Origin of the sequence: Glycocaulis sp. (genome assembly GCF_050485565.1) — a bacterium.
In the GTDB taxonomy this organism is placed as follows: Bacteria; Pseudomonadota; Alphaproteobacteria; order Caulobacterales; family Maricaulaceae; genus Glycocaulis.
Genome location: NZ_JBJHBQ010000004.1, coordinates 231,689 through 257,791, shown reverse-complemented (window position 1 = coordinate 257,791; position 26,103 = coordinate 231,689). Strand labels below are relative to the sequence as shown.

Below are 26,103 nucleotides of genomic sequence, written 5' to 3'. Positions count from 1 at the left end.
GCAAGCCGGCCCATTAAGTATAGACTTATTATGCGAGTCAACGGAGCGGGCATGAGCGCTATTCACGCGGGCGAAGCACTTCTGGAAACCGGCTGGACGCGCGATGTGCGCGTGGTGCTGGAAGGCGGCCGCATTACCTCAATAGAGACAGGCGCCAGCCCTCAGAGCGGCGATTACCGCACCGGCATGCTGCTGCCCGCACCGGCAAACCTGCACTCCCACGCCTTTCAGCGTGCCATGGCGGGCCTGACCGAGCGGCGCGGCGCCGACCCGTCGGACAATTTCTGGACCTGGCGCAAGGCGATGTACGCCTTCCTCGATGCCCTCACCCCCGATGATGTGGAGGCGATTGCTGCCTTCGTGCAGATGGAAATGCTGGAGGCCGGCTACGCCACCAATGTGGAGTTTCACTATCTCCATCACGGCCCCGATGGCGCGGCCTATGCCAATCTGGGCGAGATGAGTCAGCGCATCGCCGCAGCCGCCAGCCAGACCGGTGTGGGCCTCACCCTGCTGCCTGTGCTCTACCAGCAGGGCGGATGCGACGGCCGCCCGCTGGGCGCAGGCCAGATCCGTTTTGGCAATGATATCAGCCGGTTTGAACGCCTTGTTGCGTCAGCCAGCGAAGCGTTGAAGCCCCTGCCCGCCGATACAAGGCTCGGCATTTCGGCGCATTCGCTGCGCGCAGTCAGCCGCGAGGGGCTGGCCGCCTGCATCGCCATGAAACCGAGTGCGCCGCTGCACATGCATCTGGCCGAGCAGACCGGCGAGGTGGATGAAGTGCTGGAGGCTTACGGCGCACGGCCCACCGAGTGGCTGCTGGCCAATGCCGAGGTTGATGCGCGCTGGTGCCTCATCCACTGCACACAGATGACAGACGAAGAGACGCGCGCGCTGGCCCGCACTGGCACGGTAGCGGGGCTGTGCCCGATCACCGAAAGCAATCTGGGTGATGGCATTTTCAACGGCACGACATGGCTGGAGGCCGGTGGCCGGTTCGGCGTCGGCTCGGACAGCAATGTGCGCATCTCCCTGTCTGAGGAATTGCGCCAGCTGGAATACTCCCAGCGCCTGCGCGACCGCAGCCGGGCGGCGCTTGCCACACGCGAAAAATCCGCCGGGCGGGTATTGCTGGAAGGCGTCGCCAGAGGCGGCGCGCAGGCCGCGGGGCGCGAGGCGGGCGTCATCGCTGCGGGCAGACTGGCTGACCTCGTGGCGCTCGATACTGGCCATATCACGCTGGAAGGGCGCTCTGGCGATCTCACCATCGACAGCTGGGTGTTCGCGGGCGATGACGCCATGGTCAGCGATGTCTGGGCCGCAGGCCGCCATCAGGTTCGCGAAGGACGGCATATCGACCACGACGCGATTACCGAGCGTTACCGCGCCACGATCCGGCGTCTGGGAACGCGCCTGTGACCGCCAGCGCCTATGCGTGGCAAAGCGTGCGGGCAGAAGCCTTGCGGCGCATCCGCACGCGCGAATGGCCGCCGGGCGCGATGATCCCCAAAGAGGCCGAGATTGCGCAGGAGCTAGGCTGTGCGCGCGCCACGGTGAATCGGGCGCTGCGTGATCTGGCAGAAGCCGGCTATCTCGACCGGCGGCGCAAGGGCGGCACGCGCGTCACCGAAACGCCGGTGCGCCGCGCGGTCTTTGACATTGCCATTGTCCGCCATGAGGTGGAGCAGTCTGGCGCCAGCTATGGCTACACGCTGCTGGAAGACCGCACAGAGCGCCTGCCCGATCACCTAGCCGCCACGCTGGACCAGCCGCGCGGCACGCGCTGGCGGCGCGTCATTGCCCTGCACAGCGCGGGCAAGCGGCCCTTCTGCCTGGAGGATCGCTGGCTAAACCCGGATATGGTGCCAAAGGAACGCGCAGACTTCGCTGCCTCCAGCGCCAATGAATGGCTGGTACGCAATGTGCCGTTTACGGGCGGGGAGCTCAGCTTTCAGGCCCGCAAAGCCGATACCGCCCTCGCCTCCCGGCTGGGCTGCGCGCGGGGCAGCGCCGTCTTTGGCGTGGAGCGCATCACGCGTACCGATGATGCCGCCGTCACGGCCGTTACGCTGACCTATGCGCCGGGCTATCGCCTCACCACGACGCTAGGCTGAGAGCCGCTCGGTAATCGCGCGGCCCATGCCTTCAGTGCCGACAAGGCGCGTATCCTCACCGCCGAGCAGATCGCCTGTGCGGTAACCGGCGTCGAGCACATCGCTCACCGCCTTTTCGGTCAGGTCGGCCAGGTCCGGCCTGCCCAGCTGGTAGCGCAGTGCCATGGCAAGGCTGAGGATGGCCGCGCACGGATTGGCGATGCCCTTGCCCGCAATGTCCGGCGCGGAGCCGTGGATCGGCTCATAGAGCCCCGGCATGCCGGGCTCCCCCAGAGCGGCAGAGGGCAGCATTCCCAGCGAGCCGGTCAGCATGGCCGCCGCATCGGAGAGAATGTCGCCAAACAGATTATCGGTCAGGATCACGTCAAACTGGCGCGGATCGCGTACCAGCTGCATCGCGCAGTTATCGGCATACATGTGGGACAGCGCCACATCGCCATAATCGCGCGCATGCAGGGCGGTAACGGTCTCGCGCCAGAGCAGGCCGGATTCCATCACATTGGCTTTTTCCACCGAGCACACCCGCCCTTCGCGCTGGCGGGCCAGATCAAAGGCCATGCGCGCCACGCGCTCGATCTCGGGCGTGGTATAGCTTTGCGTGTTGAAGCCGCGTTTCGTGCCGTCGGGCAGTGTTTCGATGCCGCGCGGCTCGCCAAAATAGACCCCGCCGATCAGCTCGCGCACGAAAAGAATGTCGAGGCCGTCGATCACGTCGCGTTTAAGCGTGGAGGCATCCGCCAGCGCCGGGAAGCACAATGCCGGGCGCAGATTGGCGTAGAGGCCCAGACCTTTGCGCAGATTGAGAAGCCCCTGTTCGGGACGCAATTCGTAAGACACGCTTTGCCATTTCGCCCCGCCCACCGCGCCCATCAGCACCGCGTCGCTGGCTTTGGCCATTTCCAGGACATGTGGTGCCAGCGGCGTGCCGTGACGGTCCAGCGAAGCCCCGCCTATGTCACCGTTCTCCACGCTCAGGCCAAGCCCGTGACGGGCGTTGAGCGCGTCAATAACGCGCCGGACTTCCGCCAGCACTTCCGGGCCAATCCCGTCGCCGGGCAGTAATAGCAACTTCATCAGAATCCCGCCTTGCCGTCATATCGGGCAAACCTGCGCGACACGGAAGGTTTTCGCAAGCGCAGCACGTGCGGTTCAGCCGTCCTCGTCCTCGTCGCCGTCGTCGGCCTCCTCGCCGTCGTCGGCGTCCTCGTCACCGGCACTCTCTTCATCATCACCGCCGCTACCCGGCTGGCTGGATTCCATGGCCCCTTCCCTGCGGCGAGCCTCCAGCGCATCCAGCTCGCGCAGCGCCGATGTTCCCTCAAACATGCGCCGGAAAACGCCCGGAGCCAGCGCCGACAGCGGATTGGCGCTGACGCGCGTGGCGTTGAACTGCCCCTCAGCGGTAAAGGTCACGCCTACAATGCCCTCGCCCCGGCGCGAGGTGAGCAACTCGCCAACAAGAGGCAGATTGCCCAGTATCGAGTTGATCCCGTAGGAGGGCAGTATCGTTCCTGAGAGGTTCAGGCGCTCGCCAGCCGTATCGACCACCCCGGTCCAGGTCAGGCCCAGCGACGGCCCTGCAACGCGGCCCTGGCGCATTTCCAGCAGGCCGTCGGCAAAGGCGTAATCGACCTCAAGGCGTTCAAAATCGACACCCTGCCCGGAAAGCAGGCTGCCCAGCCCTTCCAGCGAACCGGCTGCCAGGATGCGTGCCAGCAGCGGCATCTGCTCCAGCCGGAATCCGTTTGCCAGCAGGCGGCCCTGCACACCGCCCGGCATGCCAGCCGGTGGCAGCACGCCCTCCAGCTCCATCGTTCCGCCTGTGATCGTGCCAAACCCGCCCAGCGTCGAGAGAACCGCGCCGGCATCGGCGCTCTGCGCGGACAGCAGGCGCATACCATCAGGCTGAGGCGCGACCGAGAGCGATACCGGCCCCCTTGGCAGGGCTGCCTGCAGGTTGAGCCGCTGCAGGCCCTGCTCATCAGCTTCCAGCGCCAGGCCAACCGCGCCATAACGCACGTCTCCCGCCTGAACCGTCTCCACATCGGCCAGCAGCGATACGGCCCCTGCGCCCTCTCCGCTGAACAGCGTGCCGGACATCAGATTGGAGATCAGGTCGCTGGCATCAAGGAAACGCCCGGTGATGCGGATATCCAGCGCGCCATTACTGCCTTCAGGCCGGTCAGCGCTTATCGACAGATCAGAGCGTCCCCCGATTATCACCCGTTCAAACCCGGCGCTGAGCAGCAATCCGTCAGCCGCCAGACTGGCCTGCCCGCGGATATCAACATCCTCGCCCAGCACGGCCAGCCGGCTGATATCCAGTCCGCCGCTGGCCGAGCGCACCGCTACCATTTCCAGTGCGGCGGGCATGCCGCGCGGCTTGGTCCACAAATTCTCCGGCAGCTCCAGAGCGGCGTCGGTAAGGTCGCCCATCACCACATAGCGGGAGAAATCGAAGCCATTACCGGCAAAGGTCGCATCCAGGCCGATCTGGCCATCAATGATGCCGCGCGCCGGTATGCCTGCCAGATCAAGATCGCGCGCATCAGCCTCTGAGACGATGCGTACGCGTGTACCCAGCTCACCTTCGGGCGTCTGGAAGCGCTCGTGCCATTCCAGACGCGCCATTGAGCGCCCGATACGCACATCCCCGCTGGCTTCAAGCCCGGCGCTGTCGGCGTGGAAGCTGATATCGCCATCGGTGAAGCGGACCTCGCCAAGGCCGCTGGGACCGGCGGCACCGGCAAACCGGCCAGACACATCAAACCCGATATCCTCGTAAGGCACGTCACGCAGCATCGGGCGGACGATTTCAAAGCGCACCGCGCCATCGCCTTCAAGCGTGAGCGGATCCAGCCCGTAATCGCTGGCAAGGTTCAGCGGCGGCTGGTCCAGCAGGGCCACCAGGCCAGAGAGTGACCCGCGCCCCTCGCCGCCAAACCGGGCAGGAGCGCCGCGCGGATTGAACCGTGGTATCTCCACAAAAAGCGTGTCGATCTCCAGCGCGTCGATCCGCGCCGAGCGCCCCGTCAGGCTGAGGCCGTTGCCGCGCAGCACGGCCGACCCGGAAAGCCCCGTCAACGGTGTCATGGTGGAGATGTAGCGGGCCGTGGCGCCGGAATAGTCAAACGTCACCGACAGGTCATCATCGTCCAGCACGCCGGCATTGAAGGCTTCGGCGGGTATGTTGATGTCGGCGCGCACATTGCGTGCCTCGCCAGCCAGCACATTGGCCTCGACCCAGTCGCGTCCGCCCAGCGCAAACTCCACCGGCCACAGGGCCAGCACCGCCTCCTTGCGCACCACGCCCTCGGCATCACCCTCAAGCCGGATGGCGGGGCGGCGGCCTTCAGCCGTTTCATCAAGCCCCAGCCGCGCTGAAAACCGTGCCACGATGTCCAGAAGCTCCGCCTCGGCGCTGTCGATGACGAGCTCCAGAGACTGGGTATCCATGCGGCCTGCAAACTCGCCGCGCGACCATTCGACCGGGCCTTGGAGCGTGTTCGGCAGAACCAGCGCGCCCTCCCCCAGCGACAGCTCGAAGCGCGCGCGCGACGGCAGCACGCTGTCATATCCGGCGAACCCGAAAAGCCGGCCTGAGGCGTTTAGCGTCAGCAGATCACTGTCAAAGGCTAGCTGGCGCAAATCCAGCTCGCCTTCCGCCGCATCCAGCGATGCACTGACATGGCCAGACCGGATATCAATCGGACCATCAGCGCTGCGGAAAAGACCCTCACCGGCATCAAGGTTCAGCTCAACGGCCCTGAGACCGCCCGCACGGCTGGCATCGAGCACGAGATCGAAATCCAGCGGCAGATCGAGCGCGGCCAGCCGGGACCAGCTGCCGTGAAGATTGCCGAGCGTGGAGGGAACGAGACCCTGAGCGGAGACGGCGAGAAATATGGTCTCGAAACTGGAACCTGTCTCCAGCTCGATGGCGACCGGCACAGCGCCGCCCGGTGCCAGAAGGCCCGCCCGCGAGGACACCCGCAAGGCACGCCCATCGCGCTCGACAACCAGCTCTGCCCCGGAAAACCGCGCCGAAAGTCCGCTGATCGCGTCGTCGACACGTAGTTCAGCGCCGCTGACACGCGCGCTCTGCAGCCGGCCCAGAATGGCAGGTGCTGCGCCATCATCGCCCGCTTCACCAGCCTGCGCAGTACGCCCGCCGATAGAGGCGCTTACCACGCCGGAGGCATCGCGCCGGACGGTGAACACGCCGCCAACCGCGCTGATCTCCACCGGGCGGATACGCCCTATCACCAGCTGGTCCAGCGCCAGCGCCAGCTCCACACGCTCTGCAGTGGCCAGCACATCACCCCCTGCCCCGGCAACCTCAAGCTCGCGCATATCAACGACCAGGGCGCGGGTGTCGGGCGCAAAGCGGACGCTGGCGCGGCCATAGCGGGCCTCTTCGCCGCCCAGAGCGGTAGCAATCGCCGGGCGCAGCCCCGTTGCCAGCGCGTCCACATCCACCGGCCCGCTGGCCAGACGCCACAAAAGCGCCGCTGCCGCGAAGATGACGAGCGCCATCAGGACGGCGACAGCCTCCAGCGTGTAGATCAGGAAAAGTCGGGCGCTTCGGACTAGCACGGGCACCTGTATGTCAGCAGACTACTGGACGGACGCGTCCGGGCACCCACATTTGCCCTGACATTCATTACCACCCCATCCAGCCATCCAAGGAGCAGATCATTGAGCACCCTCAAGCCCGGCGACACGGCCCCCGATTTCTCGATGCCGACCGACAGCGCAGGCACGGTCTCGTTGTCTGACTTCAAGGGCAAGAGCGTGGTTCTCTTTTTCTACCCGAAGGACGACACTCCGGGATGCACAAAGGAAGCAATCGGGTTTAGCGATAAAATTGACGAGTTCGAGGCGGCAGGTGCAGTTGTGGTCGGTGTATCGAAAGATAGCACGGCCAAGCATGGCAAGTTCCGCGCCAAGCATGAACTGTCCGTTATCCTTGCCTCCGACGCCGACGGCGACGTGACCGAACGCTATGGCGTCTGGCGGGAAAAGCAGATGTACGGCAAGACCTATTGGGGCATTGAGCGCTCCACCTTCCTGATCGGCCCGGATGGCACGCTGAAAGCCGTCTGGCGCAAGGTGAAGGTGCCCGGCCATGTCGAAGAAGTGCTGGACACGGTGAAGTCCGGCTCGTGACGCAATCGCTTCAGGATGCGGCCGTTTCCGTCCTGCTGACGCCAGACCCGGCAGCCAAGGCGGCGCGCGCACGCGAGATCGCGTCGGCCTGGCGGAGCGGCGCGCTTATCCATGCCCCGGCCTGGCGCGGCACCCTCCCTGAGCGTCCGGCGCGGCCGGAGCGTCCGCATCTGGTTCCCCCTGCACGCGTGCCGCGCCGCCGCCTGAACAGCGAAGCCGGACGCGCAGCCCTGCTGCATGCGGTCGCCCATATCGAGTTCAACGCCATCGATCTGGCCTTTGACATGGCGGTGCGCTTTGGCGGCGCGCCTGAGCTGGACGATGCGGCCCGGAGCGCCTTCCTGACCGACTGGATCAGCGTCGGCGATGACGAGGCGCGCCATTTCGCGATGGTCAGTGACCGGCTTTCAGAGCTTGGCATGGCCTATGGTGATCTGGACGCCCATGATGGTCTGTGGTCTGCGGCCATGGCGACGTCGGACGATATAGCGGCGCGCCTTGCCATTGCGCCTCTGGTGCTGGAAGCGCGCGGGCTGGATGTGACGCCCGGCATGATCGAACGCCTGCAATCGGCCGGTGATCATGCCAGCGCTGACATCCTGACGGTGATCTATAACGAGGAAATCGGCCATGTCGCGGCCGGGCGGCGCTGGCTGGACCATGTCTGTGCGCAGCGCGGACAGAACCCGCGCGAGGCATTCCACCGTCTTGTGCGGGAACGATTCCCCGGCGGATTGAAACTGCCAGTGAACGCTCTGGCGCGCACCGAAGCGGGACTCGAACCGGACTTCTACGAAGCGCTGCTTCCGTAATGAGTCGTTAAGGCGTTGAATTAAAAAAGATTTAATCGCGCCTAACGCAGATACGGCCCGAAGGTTGCATCCGATTGCATCGAACTGGTTGAAAATCGTCACATTACTGTGCGAGTGTTTCGCCTTCGAGGCGGGATTTCAACGAAAAACCGGGCGGGAGCGCATGGTGAAACGTCTTCTCGCCGGCCCATGGGAGCTGATCAAGCAACGCTTCCCGGACCGGCAGATATACCATCGCAGTGATGGTCAGGTGCGATACTTCGCCGTGACCACCGAGATGCAGGTGGGTGCGCTGGCAGCCGCATGCGGCTTGGCCATTTGGCTCACCATCTCCACTGTAAACATGATCCTGGAGAGCCGGACGGACATGATCCGCTCGGCCAGGTTCAACGAAACCATCACCGCCTATCAGGCTCAGCTTGAAGAAGCGCGCGCCGCTGAAGCCGCGGCTATCGCCTTCCTGGAATCGCGCAGCGATGCGTTTGACCGCACGGCCGGCGAGTTCCAGGTCCGCCACGACACGGTCCGCCGCCTGCTGGATTTTGCGGAAGACCTGCAGATTGGCGAACGCCAGCTCAGCCCCAGCCTTGATAATGGCCGCATCCTGATGGCTGCCAGCCCGGCCGACACCGCGCCGCGTGAATCCCTTATCCGCACAGCGGCCTATACCGGCGATGGCAGCCCTGCCGAAGAACGTGTGGCGGGCCTGATGACAGATCAGGAAGCTGCGCTGACGCAGGCTGAAGAGTCTGCAGAATCCCGCCTTGAAAACCTGCGCGCCGTTTTGCGGCTGACCGGTTTGCGGCTTGAGGAAGTGGTGCGTGAGGGGCGGTCCGGCGATGGCGGCACGGGCGGTCCGTTCGTTGCACTGGACAGCTCGGCGCTGATGGGGGAAGGACTGGACCTGTCCGACCCCTTCAATGCGCGCGTGGCGCGTATCGCATCGCGGCTTGTGGAGCTGGAAGAGCTTGAGCGGGCCCTGTCGGCGACGCCGCTCAACCTGCCGGTTGACGGCCCTTACCGTGACACCAGCCCCTACGGCTCACGCATTGACCCGTTCACCCGCCGTCCGGCCTTTCACACGGGACGTGATTTTGCCGGTGCACGCGGCACGCCGATCACTGCAGGCGCAGCAGGCAGTGTCGTTTACGCAGGCTGGCGCTCGGGCTATGGTAGGACCGTGGAGATCGATCACGGCTACGGGTTCAGGACGCGCTATGCGCACCTGCACACCATTGATGTCCGCCGCGGTGACGTTGTGGAAGCGGGTCAGCGCCTTGGGGGAATGGGCACAACCGGGCGGTCAACGGCGACGCATCTTCACTACGAAGTCTGGTTCAGGGGTAACCACCTGGATCCCGAGCGTTTCTTGAGAGCAGGACATTATGTTCAATAAAAAGGACTCCCCCGCCCCGGAAACGGGAAGCCCGCCGCCCCCAGCCAAAAGGTCCGCCATGAAATCGAAAGCTCCCTCCATTCTCAGCGCTGATCTGACGATCACGGGCTCCATCTCCTCCGAAGGCGAGGTTCAGCTCGATGGCGTCGTCGAAGGCGACGTGCGCGCCGGATCGCTCAGCATTGGAGAGGAAGCGACGGTTAAGGGCGAAGTGGTCGCCGAGAGCGTCGTTGTTCGCGGCCGCGTGGAAGGCTCGGTCCGGGCCCGCCAGGTGCAGCTGGCCGCAACCGCGCGCATTGAAGGCGACATTATTCACGCCACGCTGGCAGTAGAAAGCGGCGCCTATTTCGACGGCCATTGCCGCCGTTCGTCCGATCCGCTTTCGGACAAGAAATCAGCCACATCTGACTCCATTTCGCAGGACAAGCCCAAAGCGGCCGCGTCCATGCCGCCTGCCCCGCCGAGCTCGGCATCTGCCGCTTCGGCTCCGCGCCCGGCAGCCGCAGCCAATAGCGATCCGTTCGCCTCCAAGGCGTAACACGGGCGTTCAGTACCTGAATGACAAAAGGGCGGTCCATACGGGCCGCCCTTTTTCGTTGTCCGCAAAGGATGTAGCCGGACGCCCTAGCTGGAGGCCGCCTCTTCCCCGCCGACGCGTGCAGCGAGGGCCGCGGCCATGAAGGCATCGAGATCACCGTCCAGCACGCCTTGCGTATCGGAGGTCTCCACGCTGGTGCGCAAATCCTTGACCATCTGATAGGGCTGCAGGACGTAGGAGCGTATCTGGTGGCCCCAGCCGATATCGGTCTTGGCGTCGGCTTCCGCCTGGGCTGCCGCCTCGCGTTTTTGCAGCTCCAGCTCATACAGGCGCGCGCGCAGCATGTTCCACGCGGTTTCGCGGTTCTTGTGCTGGGAGCGGTCAGCCTGACACTGCACCACGATGCCTGTTGGCTCGTGGGTCAGGCGGATCGCGCTATCGGTCTTGTTGACGTGCTGGCCGCCCGCCCCTGAAGCCCGGAAGGTATCGGTGCGCACATCCTTGTCGAGTATCTCGATTTCGATCGTGTCGTCGATCAGCGGATAGACCCAGACACTGGCAAAGCTGGTATGGCGGCGCCCTGAGCTGTCAAAGGGCGAGATACGCACCAGACGGTGCACCCCGGCTTCGGTTTTCAGCCAGCCATAGGCGTTTTCGCCCTTGATTAGCAGGGTAGCCGATTTCAGCCCGGCTTCCTCGCCCGACTGCTCCTCGATCACCTCCACCTTGTAGCCGGACGCATTGGCCCAGCGCGTGTACATGCGCGTCAGCATGGCGGCCCAGTCCTGCGCCTCGGTGCCACCCGCGCCGGGATGTATCTCGACATAGCAGTCATTGGCGTCGGCCTCGCCCGACAGCAGGGCTTCCAGCTCCGCCCGGCCCGCGCGTTCTTTCAGCGCCTTGAGGGCGGTTACGGCCTCGCCATAAAGGTCTTCATCGCCTTCGCCATCGGCCAGTTCGGCCAGCTCCAGCGTATCGGCAAGTTCAGCTTCGATCTCGCGCACATTGGTCATCTGCCGGTCGAGCGTATTGCGCTCGCGCATCAGGCTCTGCGCCCGGGCCGCGTCATTCCAGAAATCCGGTGCCTCGGCGCGTGCGTTCAGCTCGTCGAGGCGTGCTTCAGCCTGATCCCAGTCAAAGACGCCTCCTTAGCAGTTCCACTGACTGCTCGATGGAGGTTTTTAAGGACGCAATATCGGCGCGCATGGGAGGAAACCTGTAATGCTGCAAAAAAGGAAAAGTGCCTGAAGACGGGCTGACTGGCGCATAGCCAAGCTGGCCACGCCAGACAAGGCCCGCTGCTGTACCGGCTAGTAGATTCCGTCCAGCGTGTCGACCACCTCACCGGATTCGCCGTTCTCGCCATCGCCGTCACGCAGACGGCCAGTGCCAAAGCTGAGCGTCTCTTCCTCGCGGCTGGCCCCGCGCACCGGCTCGGTCCCCGGACGGAATGCCTCCAGGATCACGCCTGGACGGCCCAGCACGGACGGCTCACCGGAGCGTGCATTGATCGGCACCAGGCGCACCCCTTCAGGCACGCGGAACGGCGCGACCGGATAGTCTTCCAGAATGGGCGCAAACGTGTCGCGCGCAATCGGCGCGGCGGCGCGTCCGCCCGCTTCGCCCGAACCCAGCGGCACCGGCGTATCAAAGCCGACATAGACGCCGACCACCAGGTCTGGCGTAAAGCCGACAAACCAGGCATCGCGGAACTCGTTCGTGGTGCCGGTCTTGCCGGCCACCGGGCGGCCAAGCGCGTTGAGCGCGCTGCCGGTACCGCGCCGCACCGCGCCTTCCAGCATGGAGACGACCTGATAGGCGGTCACCGGGTCAACGACTTCTTCGCCCAGTTCGGCCAGCTCAGGCTCGGCAAGCCCGTCTGTCCATTGCTCGACATCGCATTGCACGCATTCGCGCTCGTCGTGCACGAAAATGGTACGGCCGGTACGGTCCTGCACCCGGTCGATCACGGTTGGCGTCACACGCCGTCCGCCATTGACCAGCGCGCCATAGGCGCTCATCAGCCGCCATAGCGTGGTCTCGCCTGCACCCAGTGACATGGCGAGGACCGGATCCATGCGGTCGTAAATCCCGAAGCGTTCGGCATATTCGGCAATGGGCTGCATGCCGGTATCCTGCGCCAGCCGCACCGTCATCACGTTACGCGACAGCTCCAGCCCCAGACGCATTGTGGAGGGTCCGTAGAACCGGTCGGAATAATTGGACGGGCGGTAGAAGCGGTGATCCCCGCCACCCGTGGCCGCGAAGGGCGCATCCAGAATAATGCTGGCGGGCGTGAAGCCATTGTCCAGCGCGGTGGCATAGACAAAGGGTTTGAACGAAGAGCCGGGCTGGCGGCGCGCCTGCGTGGCGCGGTTGAACTGGCTGTGCTGGAAGGAATAACCGCCAATCATGGCCAGCACCCGGCCGGTATAGGGATCTAGCGCCATCACCGCGCCATTGACCTCCGGCACCTGGCGCAGGGCGTATTCCTCACCCTCTTCAGACAGGCGCTCGACAAGCACCACATCGCCCAGCTCGAGCACGTCGGACGGGCGTTGAATGGCCGGGCCAAGCACCGGGAAATTAGTGGTCGACGAGCGTGACGGGCGGCGCGCCCAGCGCAGTTCGGATAGCGGGATGTTGCCACGTGCGCGGTCGACCGTGCCGATCAGCACGTCACCATCGCGCACTTCCAGCACGACGCCATGCGTCCACCCCTCGTCCAGATCGCGCGGCACCTCGACTTCGGCCAGTTGTTCCGGCCAGGCGTCAAAGTCTTCCAGCGTGGTGAGCGGGCCGCGATAGCCATAGCGCCGGTCATATTCCAGCAGGCCGGCACGCAGTGCCGAGCGGGCGGCCAGCTGGGCGCGGGTGTCGAGCGAGGTACGCACCGACAGACCGCCGGAGTAAAGCTGCTCCTCGCCATACATGTTGAAGAGCTCGCGGCGTACTTCCTCGACGAAATACTCCGCCGCCAGATAGGTCTCGCCCTGCAGCCGCCTGACCGTTTCGAGCGGCTGGGCCTGCGCTTCGCGCATCTCTGCTTCCGTGATGAAGCCGTTCACGTGCATGCGCGCGAGTACGTAGTTGCGGCGGCCGATGGCCGCTTCGGGGCGCCGGGTCGGATGGTAGTTGTTCGGCGCCTTGGGCAGGGCTGCCAGATACGCGATCTCATGCAATTCCAGCTCGTCCAGCGAGCTGTCGAAATAGTTCAGCGCCGCCGCCGCCACGCCATAGGCGCGATTGCCGAGGAAAATCTCGTTGAGATACAGCTCAAGTATGCGGTCCTTGGTGAAGGCGCGCTCCATGCGCATGGCCAGCACCATTTCCTGCACCTTGCGCGCTACACGCTGCTCGGAGGAGAGCAGGAAGTTCTTGGCCACCTGCTGGGTGATGGTCGAACCGCCCTCAAGACGGCGGCCATTGATAATATTGCCGATATTGGACACAGCCGCGCGCACCAGCCCCATCAGGTCGATGCCGCTATGATTGTAGAAATTGGCGTCCTCTGCCGCGAGGAAAGCGTTCAGGACCTGAGGCGGGATCGCGTCTATCGGCACGAAGACGCGGCGCTCAAACGCATATTCGGCGATCAGCAGCCCGTCGCCGGCATGCATGCGGCTCATGATCGGCGGCTCATACTCGGCCAGCTGTGCGTAATCAGGCAGGTCTTCGGTGACCCGCGCGACATAGATGGACACCGCGACCAGAGCCACGATGCCGACAACCGCAATGGTCGAGCCTGCCCAGAGAGCCAGCTTGCCGAAGTTTTTCACGCTGAAGACTGCCATCTATTTCGCCTGTCCAGTCGATGCTGCCTGCCTGTCCGGCAGGGCTGCAGACCATGCCCCTCACTGCGGCGGCATTATGGCCTGATGAGGCCGATCCGTCCAAGCCGGTTTCAGGCCGGAAGGTCAGCGCAGCGCCGGGCCGCCTGCATTGCCAGCAGCTGCGGTGCGGACCGGGCCGGTATTATTGCAGACCGCGAAATAGGCATCGATGGAGTCTGCCACCGCCGTCATCAGCCGCTGGCGATAGGCCGGAGTGTTCAGATTACGCGAGTCGTCCGGGTTGGTCATAAAGCCCATCTCGAACAGGACGGCGGGGATCTGGGAATCCAGCAGCACCCAGAAGCCGCGCTCCAGCGGCTCGCGGCGGAAGAGCGGCGTGATCGCCGAAGAGGTCTCCAGAATGGAAGCCGCAAAGATAAGCGACTGGTTGCGCTTTTCCTGCAGCGACATTTCCAGCAGCAGATCGTTGACCTGCTCGGTGCGCGAGGCGCTGGTCTGCAGCCACTCACCGTCCTGACGCGCGCGGTTGCGCGCGCGGTTGGTGCCTGAATCCGACAGGGTGTAGACAGCCGCGCCGCGCGGGCCCGTCGCGCCGTTGGGCGCGGCATCGGCGTGCAGCGAAATGAAGATATCTGCCTGCGCCCGGCGGGCGACCTGGATACGCTCATCCAGCTCGAGGAAAATGTCGCGGTCACGCGTCATGATAACTTCATAGCGGCCACGGGCATTGAGAATGTCGCGCAGCGCGAGCCCGGCAGCCAGCGCCAGATGGGATTCCGACACCCCGCCAAACCGGCCCGGCGCACCCGGATCACGTCCGCCATGGCCCGGATCGATGACGATGCGCGGGCGCTCACAGCGCGGCGGCACGTAAGACACCTGCACACGCTCAGCCAGATACTGCGTGATGGTGTGATCGGTGACATCAAAGCCGGAGCTGGCCGTCATCACCGCCGCCGGTGCCGGTTCGATGTCAATCACGATACGATAGCCGCCCTCGCCCGGCGGGAGGGCGAAGCTCTCGCGCACCTGCGCGCTCTCGGTCAGATCGAAAATCAGGCGCGGCGTCTGCGCAGCGGGGTCGAAGCGGAACCGTCCGGCGAGCCCGTGGCCCTGCCCCTGCCGGCCATCGAGACCGCTGACCGCCCAGCCTGCGCCCGGAATATCAACGATCAGGCGCGGCGACACCTCACCAGAGGTGAAGGCGCGAAACCCCATCTCGGTGCGGGTCTCGATCACGATGCGGGTATGGGTGTCGTGCACGCCAAAGCGCACGGCGGTAATGGAATCTGCATGGGCAAAGCCGCTGGCCACCATGACGAGCAGTGCCGCCATGCATGCCTTCAGACCTGATAGTCCATTGATAACCGCCACCGTCATCACCCTCTGTAGCACACCCTCAGCCGGCCTGCTTGAACGCAGGTCTCATACAGAGAATAGCCCGCCCCGGTTTCGATTCGGTTACCAGCGCGTAACGATAATTGCTGGCTAGCACGGATAAGCTTGCTTTTCATCCCGGAGCGAATGGTGCATGGTGTGCTTCGGTGTTGATAACGCTGTCAGCCAGTCCGGCAATTGCTGGCGCCTGACACGCTTCACTACCTCGCCCCGCGCGACCGGGAGCCTGGCGATACGTCGCTGGCTCGCGCAGCGGATCAACGGGGCAGCAAAGATTTACCGGGCAGACGCCGCGGACCGCTTATCCGGTTCTGCGCGCACGCGCCCCAGACCAGTCAAAGCGGCCTGCTCCGCGTGTTTCCCCTGCCTTTCAGGGGGTGCCGGACAGGCCGACAAGGAACCTTGAACATGCGCCAGGCGCGTGCTTTCCCTTCGACCCCTTCAGAAGCGACGCCGCCCTTGCGCTCCCAACTCAGCGCCCAGCTCTCTGCTCTGGCCCTCACAGGCCGGATGATTCGTGCTGGCGCGCGCACCGGAGCTCGCCTTTATGTCCCGCAAAATGCTGATCGACGCCTCCCACCCGGAAGAAACCCGGGTGGTCATTGTGGATTCCAACCGCGTTGAAGATTTCGACTTTGAGTCGGCTTCACGCAGCCCCATTCGTGGCAATATCTATCTCGCCCAGGTCACCCGCGTAGAACCCTCGCTTCAGGCCGCCTTTGTCGAATATGGCGGCAACAAGCACGGCTTTCTGGCCTTTAACGAGATCCATCCCGACTACTACCAGATCCCGTTCGAGGATCGTCAGGCCCTGCGCGAGGCCGAAGCCGAGCTGACCGCCGACACGGACAGTGATGGCGGCGACGATGCCGATGATGACGAGGATCTGATGGAGGAGATTGCCCGCAAACGGCGCAATCTGCTTCGCAAATACAAGATCCAGGAAGTCATCAAGCGCCGTCAGGTCATGCTGGTGCAGGTCTCCAAGGAGGAGCGCGGCAATAAGGGCGCGGCGCTGACCACCTATCTGTCGCTGGCCGGACGCTATTGCGTGCTGATGCCCAATACCGACCGTGGGGGCGGCATTTCGCGCAAGATCACCAGCGCGACCGACCGCAAGCGCCTGAAAAGCGCCGTCCAGTCGCTCGATCTGCCGCGCGGCATGGGCCTCATCATCCGCACGGCGGGTGCGGCGCGCACCAAGCTGGAGATCAAGCGAGACTATGACTATCTGATCCGCCTGTGGGAGACGATCCGCGAGACCACGCTGAAATCCGTCGCGCCCTCGCTGATTTACGAGGAAGGCAACCTGGTCAAGCGCGCGATCCGCGACCTTTACGACAAGGATATCGAGCACGTCCTGGTCGAGGGCGAGGAAGCCTACAAGGAAGCCAAGGGCTTCATGCGCATGCTGATGCCGAGCCATGCCACCAAGGTGCAGCCCTATACCGATGACATGCCGCTCTTCCTGCGCCACGGGACCGAAAGCCAGCTTGAGGCGATCTACTCGCCCGTCGCGCAGCTGAAGTCTGGTGGCTATCTGGTCATCAACCCGACAGAGGCGCTGGTCGCCATCGATGTGAACTCGGGCAAGTCGACCAAAGAGCGCAATATCGAGCAGACCGCGCTGCGCACCAATCTGGAAGCGGCCGAGGAAGCCGCGCGCCAGATGCGCCTGCGTGACCTTGCCGGCCTCATCATCATCGATTTCATCGATATGGAGGACAACAAGAATATCCGCGCCGTCGAAAAGAAGATGAAAGAGGTGCTCGCCAAGGACCGCGCGCGCATCCAGATGGCGAAAATTTCCCAGTTCGGCCTGATGGAAATCTCCCGCCAGCGCCGCCGTACCAGCCTGGTTGAAGGCTCTACCGAGCCCTGCCCGCACTGCAATGGCATTGGCTATCTGCGCAGCGTGGAATCGAGCGCTCTGGCGGCTATCCGCAGCGTCGAGGAAGAGGGCCTGAAAGGTCGCGCCCTGAAGATCGCCCTGCATCTGCCCAACGAGGTGGCGCTCTACCTGCTCAACGAGAAGCGCGACTATCTGCGCGCGGTTGAGCAGCGCTTCGACATGCGCGTCTTGATCGCGACAGATATCGACCTGAAACGCGACGGATCGCGCATCGAGCGGCTGGAAGCGCGTAAAGACGGTGATCGCGGACCCTACGTGCCCAAGCCGCTGACTGTGGAATCTGCGGTGCTGACTCCTGAGGATGAGGCCGATCTGCGCGCCGCCCGCGAGGAAGTAACGCTCGAAGACGAGGAGGATAACGACGCAGCAGAGGGCGCCGAAACCGCTGCGCGCGCAGAAGGCCAGGGCGAGGAACGCCGGGGCCGCAAGCGCAGACGCCGGGGCGGACGCAATCGCGGTGATGGCGAAGCGCGTGGTGGTGCGCCCCAGCAGGCCGGTGACGCGCAGGAAAGTGATAGCGAGGAAACAGGCGAGGAGAACCGTTCAGGTGACCGTCCCGCGCCCTCCCACGCAGACGGCGATGATGAAGGCGGCCGCAAGCGCAGACGGCGTGGCCGCAGGGGCGGCAGAGGCCGCCGCCGGCGCGGTGAAGGCGAGGCACGCGACGATCAGGCCGCCGCATCCAGCTCAGACGAGAACAACGAGATTGCCGGCCTGTCGGTGATCGAGCCGGGCGAAAGCGAAGCCATCGGATCTGGTGAGGCACCTCCCGCACGCACGCGCCCGTCACGCCGCCGTAAGCAGGCTGTGGAAGAGGTGTCTGAGGCAGCTGAAAGCTCCGCTGAGGCAAGCGACGCGCCTGCCTCGTCCGGCGAGCCCGCCCCTGCCGAGGAAGCACCCAAGCCCAAGCGCACACGGCGCAAGAAGGCAGAACCCGCCGAAGCGGCACCTGCGCAAAGTGAAGCGGCCGTCGAGGCAGAGGCTCCGGCCAAGCCGAAGCGCACGCGTAAAGCTGCTGCGAAAAAGGCAGACGCTGAAACCGCCGAGGCTCCGGCTGAAAGCGCCAGCGAAGACGCGCCCGGGCAGAAGAAGGCACCTGCCCGCAAGCCGCGCGCAAAGAAGGCTGAACCGGCATCCGAAGCGCCGGCCACCGAAGCGGGCGAGGAGAGCGAAAACACCGGGCCGAAACGCGCGGGCTGGTGGCAACGTTCAGGCAAGCTGTTCGGGATGGGCTCCTGACATCAGGTTTATGCAGCCCGTCCGTGCAAATGCGCTGGCGGGCTGCACTTCTGCCATGAAAAGGCTATCGTTGGGGGTGATGCATAGCGGTGGAAGCCGTACCGGAGGTCATGTCTCCATGACGATTATTGCCCGCCTGAGAGATTGCTGCGCGTCGGCGACGGCCCTGGCCGCCAGCGCGGCGATGATACTGGGACCGGCCGCACCCGCCCATGCCCAGGGCATAAGCCTGATCCGCGACACCGAAATCGAAGCGGTCATGCAGGGCTATACAGATCCCTTGCTGGATGCGGCAGGGCTGGACCGTGATTCGGTGGGCTTCTATCTGGTCGGAAACAACGAATTCAACGCGTTTGTCACGCGCGGCCAGAACATCTTCATGCATACCGGCGCAATCGTGATTGCCGAATATCCCGGTGAAATCAAAGCCGTTATCGCGCACGAAATCGGCCATATCGAAGGCGCGCATCTGGTGCGCTTTGGCGATGGCACGCGCGGCGCCATGGCGACCATGATTGCCACGCTGGGGCTGGGCATTGTTGCCGCCATGGCCGGAGCCGGTGCCGGCGGGGCGGCCATTATCGCCTCCGCGCCGCAATTCGCGACGTTGGACATGCTGCGCTATACGCGCACCCAGGAAGCCGCCGCCGATCAGGCCGCCATTACCTTCATGGACCGCACAGGCCAGTCCTCACGCGGTCTGGTGACCACGTTTGAACGCTTCCGCTATCAGGAGGTGATGAGCGAGGCCCGGCGCTATGAGTATTTCCGCTCTCACCCCCTCTCGTCCCAGCGCATCGAAGCCATGCGGCGCCGGGTAGAGGCATCGCCCTATTACGATGTGGAAGACAGCCCGGAGGAAATCGCCGAGCTGCGGCGCATACAGGCCAAGATCATCGGCTTCACCGTGGCACCAGCCCAGGTGTTCCAGCGTTATCCTGAAAGCGATACCAGCATTGAGGGCCGGTATGCGCGCGCGGTGGCCTATTTCCGGCAGGGAAGGCTGGACCACGCGCGCGAGCGTCTGGCGCAGCTGATCGAGATGGAGCCGGAAAACCCGTTCTTCCACGAGCTGGAAGGCCAGATGCTCTACGAGAGCGGACGGATAGCGGACTCTGTCGCACCGCACCGGCGCGCGATTGATCTGATGCCCGATGCGCCGCTTTTGCGCGTGAATCTTGCGGCGTCGCTGATCGGAACCGGCGAATCCGATGCGCTGGATGAGGCGGTCTCCCATTTGCGCTTTGCACTGGCACGCGAGCAGCAGAATAGCTGGGCCTGGTTCCAGCTGGCGCTGGCCCATGAGGCGCGCGGAGAGACGGCGATGGCGCAGCTTGCAACGGCGGAACGGTTTTTCTCGGTAGGCAATTCGATGCAGGCCTACATCTTCGCCAATCGCGCCCGCGACGAGCTGGACAGCGGCACCCCGGCCTGGGTGCGCGCCAGCGAACTGATAGCGGTTGCAGAACCCACACCGCAGGAAATCCGCGAGTGGAACAGGGCTGAGCGCAACCGGCACCAGCCTCTGGCAAGCCCGGCATCCCACTAACATTCAGGGACTATCACATGCGTTTTCTGACTGGCCTTCTGGCCGCCTGCTTTCTTGCTGCCTGCTCGCCCGCCAATGGCGATACCGACGACACCGATACAGCCGCCATCGAGCAAATCGTGCACCGCTATATCGTGGAAAATCCGGAGGTGATCGAGGAAGCCATCGTGGAGTTGCAGCGCCGGGCGCGCGCACGCGAACAGGCTCAGCTGATGGCCGGTGCGCAGCAGTTTCGTGACGCTATCTTCGAGGATGCGAGAGACCCGGTGGCCGGCCCGGACAATGCCGAGCTGACCATTGTTGAGTTCTTCGATTATCGCTGCCCGTACTGCGTGCAGGTGAATGACTGGCTGGAAGGCGTGATGGAGCGCCATGAGGGGCGCATACGGGTCGTTTACAAGGAGCTGCCGCTGCTGGGACAGGCTTCAGAGGAGGCCGCCCGCGCCGCGCTGGCGGTCTGGAGCCTGTCGCCCGACACCTACCGCGATTTTCACAATGCGCTTATGCAGGCCGGCTCACCGATGAATGCCGAACGCATCGAGCTTATCGCCGCCGAACACGGCATCGAGCCGGACGCGCTGCGCGAAGCCATGGCTTCGCCGGAAATCGAGGAACATCTCGACAGCGTGTATCAGCTGGCCCGTTCGATAGGGGTCAGCGGCACGCCGTTTTTCGTGATCGGCGGCGACATCATACCCGGCGCCGATATCGGACGGCTGAACCGGATCGTGGCCGCCGCGCTGGAGAACTAGCGCGGCACGCGGGCCGTCAGGGAGCCATATTGATCCGCCCTTCGGCATCAATCGTCCAGTGGGGATTGAAGGCCACTTCCCAGGCATGGCCGTCCGGGTCGGCGAAATAGCCCGAATACCCGCCCCAATCGGCCTTGTGCGCGGCTTTGAGCAGGCTGCCACCGCTCGCCACGGCATGATCGATAATGGCATCGACCTCCGCTTCGCTGCGGGTGTTGTGCGCGAGCGCGATATGGCCATGACCGGCATTCTCTCGCGCCATGTCGGCATCGAGATCGTGCTTGCCGAAGAGCGCCAGCACCAGCCCGCCCATCGGCAGGAAGACAATCTGCTCGTTCTGGAACGCGGTCTTGAATCCCATCGCCTCATAGAAGGCTTTGGAGCGCGCGATATCCGCCACGCCCAGCGTGACGAGAGACAGGCGCGGTTCCATCATGTGCGGATTTCCTTGTTCCGGTGCCTTTGGAGCATCGGAACATTATGGGAACATGTCAAGGGTGTAGCCCTCGTCCTTCGAGACGCACTGCGTGCTCCTCAGGATGAGGGCTTCCCGCACGCTTTTCCCTCATCCTGAGGGTGAGCGTAGCGAACGTCTCGAAGGACGAGGGAAAAGCAACCTCTATGGCATGGGTGGCCCGGATAAACCGGGCCATGACAGCCGGAAGTGAGAAGACCTAAATCAGTCCCGCCAGCGGGCTGGACGGGTCGGCATAGCGCTTCTTTGGCATCCGGCCGGCCAGATAGGATTCGCGGCCCGCAATGACGGCATGCTTCATGGCGCTGGCCATGCGTACCGGATCCTTAGCCTCCGCAATGGCGGTATTCATCAGCACGCCATCACAGCCCAGTTCCATCGCGATAGTGGCGTCCGACGCCGTGCCGACGCCCGCATCGACGATCACCGGCACCTTGGCCGCTTCGATGATCAGGCGGATATTGACGGGGTTCTGGATGCCGAGCCCTGAACCAATCGGCGCGCCGAGCGGCATGATCGCGCAGGCACCGGCATCTTCCAGCTTGCGGGCATAAACCGGATCGTCCGAACAATAGACCATCACGTCGAAGCCATCTTCGATGAGCAGCTTCGTGGCGCGCAGCGTCTCCTCCATCTCCGGATAGAGATGCTTGGGGTCTGACAGCACTTCCAGCTTCACGAGATTCCAGCCGCCCGCCTCGCGCGCCAGGCGCAGCGTGCGCACGGCATCTTCGCCGGTAAAGCACCCGGCCGTGTTGGGCAGGAAGGTGTATGTCTTCGGATCGATATGATCGACCAGCATGGGCTGGCTGGGATCGGAGAGGTTCACCCGGCGCAGCGCAACGGTGATGATCTCCGCGCCGGAGGCTTTGAGCGCCTCGGCGTTCTGGGCGTAGCTCTTGTACTTGCCCGTACCGATGATGAGGCGCGACTGGAACGTCCGCCCGGCCACCGTGAACGGACGGTCTTCAGGCAGGGTGGAGGCGGTGTCGGGGGAGGTTTTTTCGGTCATGGCCGCTTATCTAGCGCTCTATCGGGATGGCGTCACCCTACCCTCCCCCTACGAACTGGACGATTTCCAGCCGGTCGCCATCACGAACTTCAATCTCGCCGTAGGCCGAGCGTGGGGCAATCTCCAGATTGCGCTCCACAGCGACTTTGCGCGGATCGAGCCCCAGATGGGTCAGCATCGCCGACAGCGACAGACCGGCGGGCAGGTCGCGCTGTTCGCCATTTACCGTCACGGCGATGGTGGCTGTCTCGGCATTGGCGATCATGGGCTGTTACTCCTTAAAATGCCGGTAGTTCTTGTTTATCGCGCCTGAGGCGTCGTAGAAACGACATATGGCGCTGGCGGCGCTGTTTTGCACCGCCTGAACGCATGAGACGGACCAGCCGGGGGACACACATCAGGTGGCCAGACCAGTTTTCATCCTGAACGGGCCCAATCTCAACCTGCTCGGCACGCGCGAGCCGGAGATTTACGGCTCTGCCACGCTGTCGGACATCGAGGCCGCGTGCGCCGAGCATGCCAGCATGCTGGGCCTGACCATCGATTTTCGCCAGACCAACCATGAAGGCGTGCTGATCGACCATGTACAGGACGCCGGGCGCGACGCATCCGCCCTCATCATCAACCCTGCTGGCTATGGCCATACATCTATTGCGCTGCACGATGCCTTGAAGGCGATTGCCATTCCGGCCATAGAGATACATCTGTCCCAACCGGCTGCGCGCGAGGCGTTCCGCCATCACTCCTATGTTTCCAGCGCCGTTTCCGGCACAATCAGCGGGTTCGGCGCCCGCAGCTACATCCTTGGCATAGAGGCCGCACACGCGCTGATCGCCGCGTCCGGCCCGAAGACAAAAGCATAAAGGTTCCCTAAATGGCTTCCACGCCCACAAAGACCGGCATTGACCCGAAACTGATCCGCCAGCTGGCCGATATCCTAAACGATACCGAGCTGACCGAGATCGAGGTCGCGCAAGGTGAGCTGCATATCCGCGTCGCGCGCGAAGTCCCGGCGCCTGTCTATACACAGGCCGCGCCCGCAGTTGCTGCTCCGGCGGCGGCTCCTGCCGCGCCGCCCGCACCTGTCGCCGCTGCGCCGTCTGCCGATCCGGCACCGGCCGCTGCCAAGGCCGCCAACGCGGTCAACTCGCCCATGGTCGGCACGGTCTATCTGCGTCCCAACCCGGATGCCGATAATTTCGTCAAACCCGGCCAGAGCGTGAAGGAAGGCGACACCATATTGCTGATCGAGGCGATGAAGACCTTCAACCCGATCACCGCGCCACGCTCGGGCAAGATCGGTGAATTGCTGGTCAGCGATGCCCAGCCTGTCGAATACGGCGAGCCGCTCTTCACCCTCATCTAGGAGCGGCCCGATGTTTGAGAAAATCCTGATCGCGAACCGGGGCGAGATTGCCCTGCGCGTGCACCGCGCCTGCCAGGAAATGGGCATCCGCACCGTGGCGGTCCATTCCGAGGCCGATGCCGAGGCCATGCACGTCAAGCTGGCCGATGAGAGCGTGTGCCTTGGCCCGCCCCCGGCGGCCCGCTCCTATCTGCATATCCCGGCCATCATCGCCGCTGCCGAGATTACCGGCGCGCAGGCCATCCACCCCGGCTATGGCTTTCTTTCCGAGAATGCCCGCTTTGCCGAGATCGTGGAGGCCCATGGCCTGACCTTTATCGGTCCCAAACCGGAAACCATCCGCCTGATGGGTGACAAGATCACCGCCAAGAAAGCCGCCGTGGAAGCGGGCATTCCCGTGGTGCCGGGCTCTGACGGCGCGATCTCGGACATGACCGAGGCGCGTAAAGTCGCCAAGGAAGTCGGCTTCCCGGTCCTCATCAAGGCGGCTGCCGGTGGCGGCGGGCGCGGCATGAAGGTCGCCGAGACCGAAGACAAGCTGGAAAGCGCGCTGCAAACCGCCTCTACCGAGGCGCAGGCCGCCTTCGGCGACGGCGCGGTCTATATCGAGCGCTATCTCGGCAAGCCGCGCCATATCGAGATACAGGTGATGGCCGATGAGCACGGCAATGTGCTGCATCTGGCCGAGCGGGACTGCTCGCTGCAGCGCCGCCACCAGAAAGTCCTTGAGGAAGCCCCTTCAGTGGCCCTCACCCCTGAGGAACGCTCACGCATTGGCGAGATAGTGCGCAAGGCGGTCGGCGCAATCGGCTATCGCGGCGCCGGTACGGTGGAATTTCTCTACGAGAATGGCGAGTTCTTCTTCATCGAGATGAATACCCGCCTGCAGGTGGAGCATCCCGTTACCGAGCTCATCACCGGCATCGACCTGGTGCGCGAGCAGATCCGTGTGGCCGCAGGCGAGAAGCTGGAGCTCACCCAGGACGATATCAAGGTCAATGGCTGGTCCATAGAGTGCCGGATCAATGCGGAAAACCCCTACACCTTCACGCCCTCGCCGGGCAAGGTAACGGAATTCCACGCGCCCGGCGGCCCCGGCGTGCGCCTCGATTCCGGCCTCTACGCCGGTTATTCCATCCCGCCCTATTATGACAGCCTGATCGGCAAGCTGATCGTGCATGGCCGCGACCGGCACGAGGCGATCATGCGCCTGAAACGCGCGCTCAAAGAGATGGTCATTGGCGGTATCGAAACCACGATCCCGCTCCATCTCGATCTGCTGGACGAACCGGACTTCATCAGCGGTGATTACCATATCCGCTGGCTGGAGAGCTGGCTGGCAGAGCGCAACGCGAAGGCTTAGGCCCTTGCGCGGGTTTGGCGCAGAAGAGCTGCTGGACTGCTATGCGCGCGGCGTCTTCCCGATGGCCGAGGACCGGGACGATCCGCGCGTCTTCCTGCTTGATCCTGACGAGCGCGGCGTCATCGCGCTCGATCAGTTTCATATTCCGCGCAGCCTGGCCAAGCTGGTGCGCAAGGACCGCTTCCACGTCACCGTGAACCGCTGTTTTGCGATCGTGGTCGACCATTGCGCCGCGCCCGCGCGGGGCCGGGAAAACACCTGGATCAATGATCCGATCCGCAATCTCTATGGCGAGCTGCACGAGCGCGGCCACGCCCATTCGCTGGAATGCTGGCATGAGGGCGAGCTGGTGGGCGGGCTCTACGGCGTGAGTCTGGGCGGCGCGTTCTTCGGCGAGAGCATGTTCTCGCGTATGACCGACGCGTCAAAAGTGGCGCTGGTCCACCTCGTCGCCCGTCTTAAAGCGGGCGGTTACACCCTGCTGGACACGCAGTTCATCACCGAACATCTGCAGCGCTTTGGCGCGCAGACCATCACGCGCAACGCCTATCACCGGCTGCTGCGCGATGCGCTGAAAGAAGATGGCAATTTCTTTGCGATGCCGGAGGGCCTGAGCGGCACTCAGCTCCTGCAGTCGATCACCCAGACATCATAGACGGGATGATCGAGCGCGTTGAGCGCGGGGTTGGAGGCAAACATCCAGCCTGAGAACAGGCGCTCGCCTTCAGCGCCAATGCCAAACCCGTCCGTGCGCTGGTCGTTGATCTCCAGAAACACGAAAACCTCCGGCGGCTCCTCCGGCGGGCGGCGGCGGCAATAGCGCACGGTGATGTCCAGCGCGCCGAATGTGTAGCTGTCGCCGACATTCACCTCGAAATCGCGCGTGCGCGCCGTCACCTTGTCGAGGCCGCGCAAGACCGCAATGGTGCCGGGTCGGGAGCTGAGCTCATCGGCGCGCCGCGTGGCACGCTGTTCCTGCTGCTGCTCCAGCGGCGCGGTCAAATCGCTGTCCGGTTCCTCGATATCCTCTGCCCACTCCTCCAGCGAGCCGGGCTCATCGCCTTCCTGGGCAAGCGCCGCAGAGGCAAGGAGCAGGCTGGCGAGCGCAAACGCGCAGATGGGCAAAAGACGGATCAGCAATGTCATCGTTGAAAAACTCCCCTCGCCTCATACTCACCAGCGCAATGCGGCAGCACAAGGGCGAATCTCCGGGA

General features: G+C 64.1%; 22 protein-coding genes. 13 read left to right on the top strand and 9 right to left on the bottom strand.

What is annotated here, in order from left to right; genetic code table 11:
• The first annotated feature begins 51 nt into the window (after positions 1 to 51).
• The gene (locus ACQ5ID_RS06530) at positions 52 to 1,419 is read left to right on the top strand and encodes a formimidoylglutamate deiminase (protein WP_429911647.1); all 1,368 of its coding nucleotides are present in this window, start codon (positions 52 to 54) and stop codon (positions 1,417 to 1,419) included.
• A complete protein-coding gene (locus ACQ5ID_RS06525; RefSeq protein ID WP_429911646.1) occupies positions 1,416 to 2,114 on the top strand; it encodes a GntR family transcriptional regulator in 699 nt (232 codons plus the stop codon). The genes ACQ5ID_RS06530 and ACQ5ID_RS06525 overlap by 4 nt, the downstream gene beginning before the upstream one ends.
• On the opposite strand, the gene leuB is transcribed toward ACQ5ID_RS06525, so the two are convergent.
• Entirely contained in the window at positions 2,106 to 3,188 is a 1,083-nt protein-coding gene (gene leuB, locus ACQ5ID_RS06520; protein ID WP_429911645.1) for a 3-isopropylmalate dehydrogenase, read from the bottom strand. The two genes, ACQ5ID_RS06525 and leuB, sit on opposite strands and share 9 nt — an antisense overlap.
• A gap of 75 nt (positions 3,189 to 3,263) precedes the next feature.
• Positions 3,264 to 6,710 (bottom strand): AsmA-like C-terminal region-containing protein, encoded by a 3,447-nt coding sequence (locus ACQ5ID_RS06515; RefSeq protein ID WP_429911644.1) that lies wholly within the window; start codon positions 6,708 to 6,710, stop codon positions 3,264 to 3,266.
• A gap of 102 nt (positions 6,711 to 6,812) precedes the next feature.
• Between ACQ5ID_RS06515 and bcp the strand changes: the two genes are divergently transcribed.
• The 4 genes from bcp (at position 6,813) to ACQ5ID_RS06495 (ending at position 10,029) form a co-directional block, all read left to right on the top strand.
• Positions 6,813 to 7,283 carry a thioredoxin-dependent thiol peroxidase gene (gene bcp / locus ACQ5ID_RS06510; protein WP_429911643.1) on the top strand — a complete coding sequence of 157 codons (471 nt, stop codon included), beginning with the start codon at positions 6,813 to 6,815 and terminating at the stop codon, positions 7,281 to 7,283.
• On the top strand, positions 7,280 to 8,095 hold the full coding sequence (locus tag ACQ5ID_RS06505; protein ID WP_429911642.1) for a ferritin-like domain-containing protein: 816 nt from the start codon (positions 7,280 to 7,282) through the stop codon (positions 8,093 to 8,095). The genes bcp and ACQ5ID_RS06505 overlap by 4 nt, the downstream gene beginning before the upstream one ends.
• 163 nt (positions 8,096 to 8,258) lie before the next feature.
• Positions 8,259 to 9,491 carry a M23 family metallopeptidase gene (locus tag ACQ5ID_RS06500; protein WP_429911641.1) on the top strand — a complete coding sequence of 411 codons (1,233 nt, stop codon included), beginning with the start codon at positions 8,259 to 8,261 and terminating at the stop codon, positions 9,489 to 9,491.
• A 58-nt stretch (positions 9,492 to 9,549) separates the two neighbouring features.
• Complete coding sequence (locus ACQ5ID_RS06495; RefSeq protein ID WP_429911640.1) at positions 9,550 to 10,029, top strand: bactofilin family protein; 480 nt, start codon at positions 9,550 to 9,552, stop codon at positions 10,027 to 10,029.
• 86 nt (positions 10,030 to 10,115) lie between these two features.
• On the opposite strand, the gene prfB is transcribed toward ACQ5ID_RS06495, so the two are convergent.
• The 3 genes from prfB to ACQ5ID_RS06480 form a co-directional block, all read right to left on the bottom strand.
• Positions 10,116 to 11,235, bottom strand: a protein-coding gene (gene prfB / locus ACQ5ID_RS06490) for a peptide chain release factor 2 (RefSeq protein ID WP_429911639.1) whose coding sequence is annotated in 2 segments (ribosomal slippage) — positions 10,116 to 11,165 and positions 11,167 to 11,235 — 1,119 coding nt in all. Because the reading frame shifts where the segments join, the coding sequence is not laid out codon by codon here.
• Between the two features lie 104 nt (positions 11,236 to 11,339).
• Positions 11,340 to 13,823, bottom strand: a complete 2,484-nt coding sequence (locus ACQ5ID_RS06485; RefSeq protein ID WP_429911638.1) for a penicillin-binding protein 1A — start codon at positions 13,821 to 13,823, stop codon at positions 11,340 to 11,342.
• Between the two features lie 123 nt (positions 13,824 to 13,946).
• On the bottom strand, positions 13,947 to 15,158 hold the full coding sequence (locus ACQ5ID_RS06480) for an N-acetylmuramoyl-L-alanine amidase (RefSeq protein ID WP_429911637.1): 1,212 nt from the start codon (positions 15,156 to 15,158) through the stop codon (positions 13,947 to 13,949).
• Positions 15,159 to 15,768: 610 nt separating this feature from the next.
• Here ACQ5ID_RS06480 and ACQ5ID_RS06475 point away from each other — a divergent pair.
• The 3 genes from ACQ5ID_RS06475 to ACQ5ID_RS06465 all read left to right on the top strand — a co-directional run bounded on the left by ACQ5ID_RS06475 (position 15,769) and on the right by ACQ5ID_RS06465 (position 20,673).
• Positions 15,769 to 18,372 (top strand): Rne/Rng family ribonuclease, encoded by a 2,604-nt coding sequence (locus tag ACQ5ID_RS06475; protein WP_429911636.1) that lies wholly within the window; start codon positions 15,769 to 15,771, stop codon positions 18,370 to 18,372.
• A 118-nt stretch (positions 18,373 to 18,490) separates the two neighbouring features.
• Positions 18,491 to 19,921 (top strand): M48 family metalloprotease, encoded by a 1,431-nt coding sequence (locus ACQ5ID_RS06470; protein ID WP_429911635.1) that lies wholly within the window; start codon positions 18,491 to 18,493, stop codon positions 19,919 to 19,921.
• A gap of 17 nt (positions 19,922 to 19,938) precedes the next feature.
• Positions 19,939 to 20,673 carry a DsbA family protein gene (locus ACQ5ID_RS06465; protein ID WP_429911634.1) on the top strand — a complete coding sequence of 245 codons (735 nt, stop codon included), beginning with the start codon at positions 19,939 to 19,941 and terminating at the stop codon, positions 20,671 to 20,673.
• 16 nt (positions 20,674 to 20,689) lie between these two features.
• Here the strand turns inward: ACQ5ID_RS06465 and ACQ5ID_RS06460 are convergent, their stop codons facing one another.
• The 3 genes from ACQ5ID_RS06460 to thiS form a co-directional block, all read right to left on the bottom strand.
• The gene (locus ACQ5ID_RS06460; RefSeq protein ID WP_429911633.1) at positions 20,690 to 21,109 is read right to left on the bottom strand and encodes a VOC family protein; all 420 of its coding nucleotides are present in this window, start codon (positions 21,107 to 21,109) and stop codon (positions 20,690 to 20,692) included.
• A 238-nt stretch (positions 21,110 to 21,347) separates the two neighbouring features.
• Complete coding sequence (locus ACQ5ID_RS06455) at positions 21,348 to 22,160, bottom strand: thiazole synthase (protein ID WP_429911632.1); 813 nt, start codon at positions 22,158 to 22,160, stop codon at positions 21,348 to 21,350.
• Positions 22,161 to 22,197: 37 nt separating this feature from the next.
• Complete coding sequence (gene thiS, locus ACQ5ID_RS06450) at positions 22,198 to 22,425, bottom strand: sulfur carrier protein ThiS (RefSeq protein WP_429911631.1); 228 nt, start codon at positions 22,423 to 22,425, stop codon at positions 22,198 to 22,200.
• 136 nt (positions 22,426 to 22,561) lie between these two features.
• Between thiS and ACQ5ID_RS06445 the strand changes: the two genes are divergently transcribed.
• The 4 genes from ACQ5ID_RS06445 (at position 22,562) to aat (ending at position 25,544) form a co-directional block, all read left to right on the top strand.
• Complete coding sequence (locus ACQ5ID_RS06445; protein ID WP_429911630.1) at positions 22,562 to 23,023, top strand: type II 3-dehydroquinate dehydratase; 462 nt, start codon at positions 22,562 to 22,564, stop codon at positions 23,021 to 23,023.
• A gap of 11 nt (positions 23,024 to 23,034) precedes the next feature.
• Positions 23,035 to 23,526, top strand: coding sequence for an acetyl-CoA carboxylase biotin carboxyl carrier protein (accB, locus tag ACQ5ID_RS06440; protein ID WP_371394155.1), 492 nt, complete (start codon positions 23,035 to 23,037; stop codon positions 23,524 to 23,526).
• 10 nt (positions 23,527 to 23,536) lie between these two features.
• Positions 23,537 to 24,889 (top strand): acetyl-CoA carboxylase biotin carboxylase subunit, encoded by a 1,353-nt coding sequence (gene accC / locus ACQ5ID_RS06435; protein WP_429911629.1) that lies wholly within the window; start codon positions 23,537 to 23,539, stop codon positions 24,887 to 24,889.
• 61 nt (positions 24,890 to 24,950) lie between these two features.
• The gene (aat, locus tag ACQ5ID_RS06430; RefSeq protein ID WP_429911680.1) at positions 24,951 to 25,544 is read left to right on the top strand and encodes a leucyl/phenylalanyl-tRNA--protein transferase; all 594 of its coding nucleotides are present in this window, start codon (positions 24,951 to 24,953) and stop codon (positions 25,542 to 25,544) included.
• Here the strand turns inward: aat and ACQ5ID_RS06425 are convergent.
• Positions 25,511 to 26,035 carry a DUF2155 domain-containing protein gene (locus ACQ5ID_RS06425; RefSeq protein ID WP_429911628.1) on the bottom strand — a complete coding sequence of 175 codons (525 nt, stop codon included), beginning with the start codon at positions 26,033 to 26,035 and terminating at the stop codon, positions 25,511 to 25,513. The two genes, aat and ACQ5ID_RS06425, sit on opposite strands and share 34 nt — an antisense overlap.
• Positions 26,036 to 26,103 lie beyond the last annotated feature (68 nt).

Excerpts from the sequence above, each read along its gene's own strand:
- ACQ5ID_RS06425 (WP_429911628.1), bottom strand. The coding sequence starts at position 26,035 with ATGACATTGCTGATCCGTCTTTTGCCCATCTGCGCGTTTGCGCTCGCC.
- accB (WP_371394155.1), top strand. The coding sequence starts at position 23,035 with ATGGCTTCCACGCCCACAAAGACCGGCATTGACCCGAAACTGATCCGC.
- accC (WP_429911629.1), top strand. The coding sequence starts at position 23,537 with ATGTTTGAGAAAATCCTGATCGCGAACCGGGGCGAGATTGCCCTGCGC.
- ACQ5ID_RS06485 (WP_429911638.1), bottom strand. The coding sequence starts at position 13,823 with ATGGCAGTCTTCAGCGTGAAAAACTTCGGCAAGCTGGCTCTCTGGGCA.
- ACQ5ID_RS06500 (WP_429911641.1), top strand. The coding sequence starts at position 8,259 with ATGGTGAAACGTCTTCTCGCCGGCCCATGGGAGCTGATCAAGCAACGC.
- ACQ5ID_RS06530 (WP_429911647.1), top strand. The coding sequence starts at position 52 with ATGAGCGCTATTCACGCGGGCGAAGCACTTCTGGAAACCGGCTGGACG.
- ACQ5ID_RS06475 (WP_429911636.1), top strand. The coding sequence starts at position 15,769 with ATGTCCCGCAAAATGCTGATCGACGCCTCCCACCCGGAAGAAACCCGG.
- ACQ5ID_RS06465 (WP_429911634.1), top strand. The coding sequence starts at position 19,939 with ATGCGTTTTCTGACTGGCCTTCTGGCCGCCTGCTTTCTTGCTGCCTGC.
- ACQ5ID_RS06470 (WP_429911635.1), top strand. The coding sequence starts at position 18,491 with ATGACGATTATTGCCCGCCTGAGAGATTGCTGCGCGTCGGCGACGGCC.
- ACQ5ID_RS06495 (WP_429911640.1), top strand. The coding sequence starts at position 9,550 with ATGAAATCGAAAGCTCCCTCCATTCTCAGCGCTGATCTGACGATCACG.
- thiS (WP_429911631.1), bottom strand. The coding sequence starts at position 22,425 with ATGATCGCCAATGCCGAGACAGCCACCATCGCCGTGACGGTAAATGGC.
- ACQ5ID_RS06480 (WP_429911637.1), bottom strand. The coding sequence starts at position 15,158 with ATGGCGGCACTGCTCGTCATGGTGGCCAGCGGCTTTGCCCATGCAGAT.
- leuB (WP_429911645.1), bottom strand. The coding sequence starts at position 3,188 with ATGAAGTTGCTATTACTGCCCGGCGACGGGATTGGCCCGGAAGTGCTG.
- ACQ5ID_RS06460 (WP_429911633.1), bottom strand. The coding sequence starts at position 21,109 with ATGATGGAACCGCGCCTGTCTCTCGTCACGCTGGGCGTGGCGGATATC.
- aat (WP_429911680.1), top strand. The coding sequence starts at position 24,951 with ATGGCCGAGGACCGGGACGATCCGCGCGTCTTCCTGCTTGATCCTGAC.
- ACQ5ID_RS06455 (WP_429911632.1), bottom strand. The coding sequence starts at position 22,160 with ATGACCGAAAAAACCTCCCCCGACACCGCCTCCACCCTGCCTGAAGAC.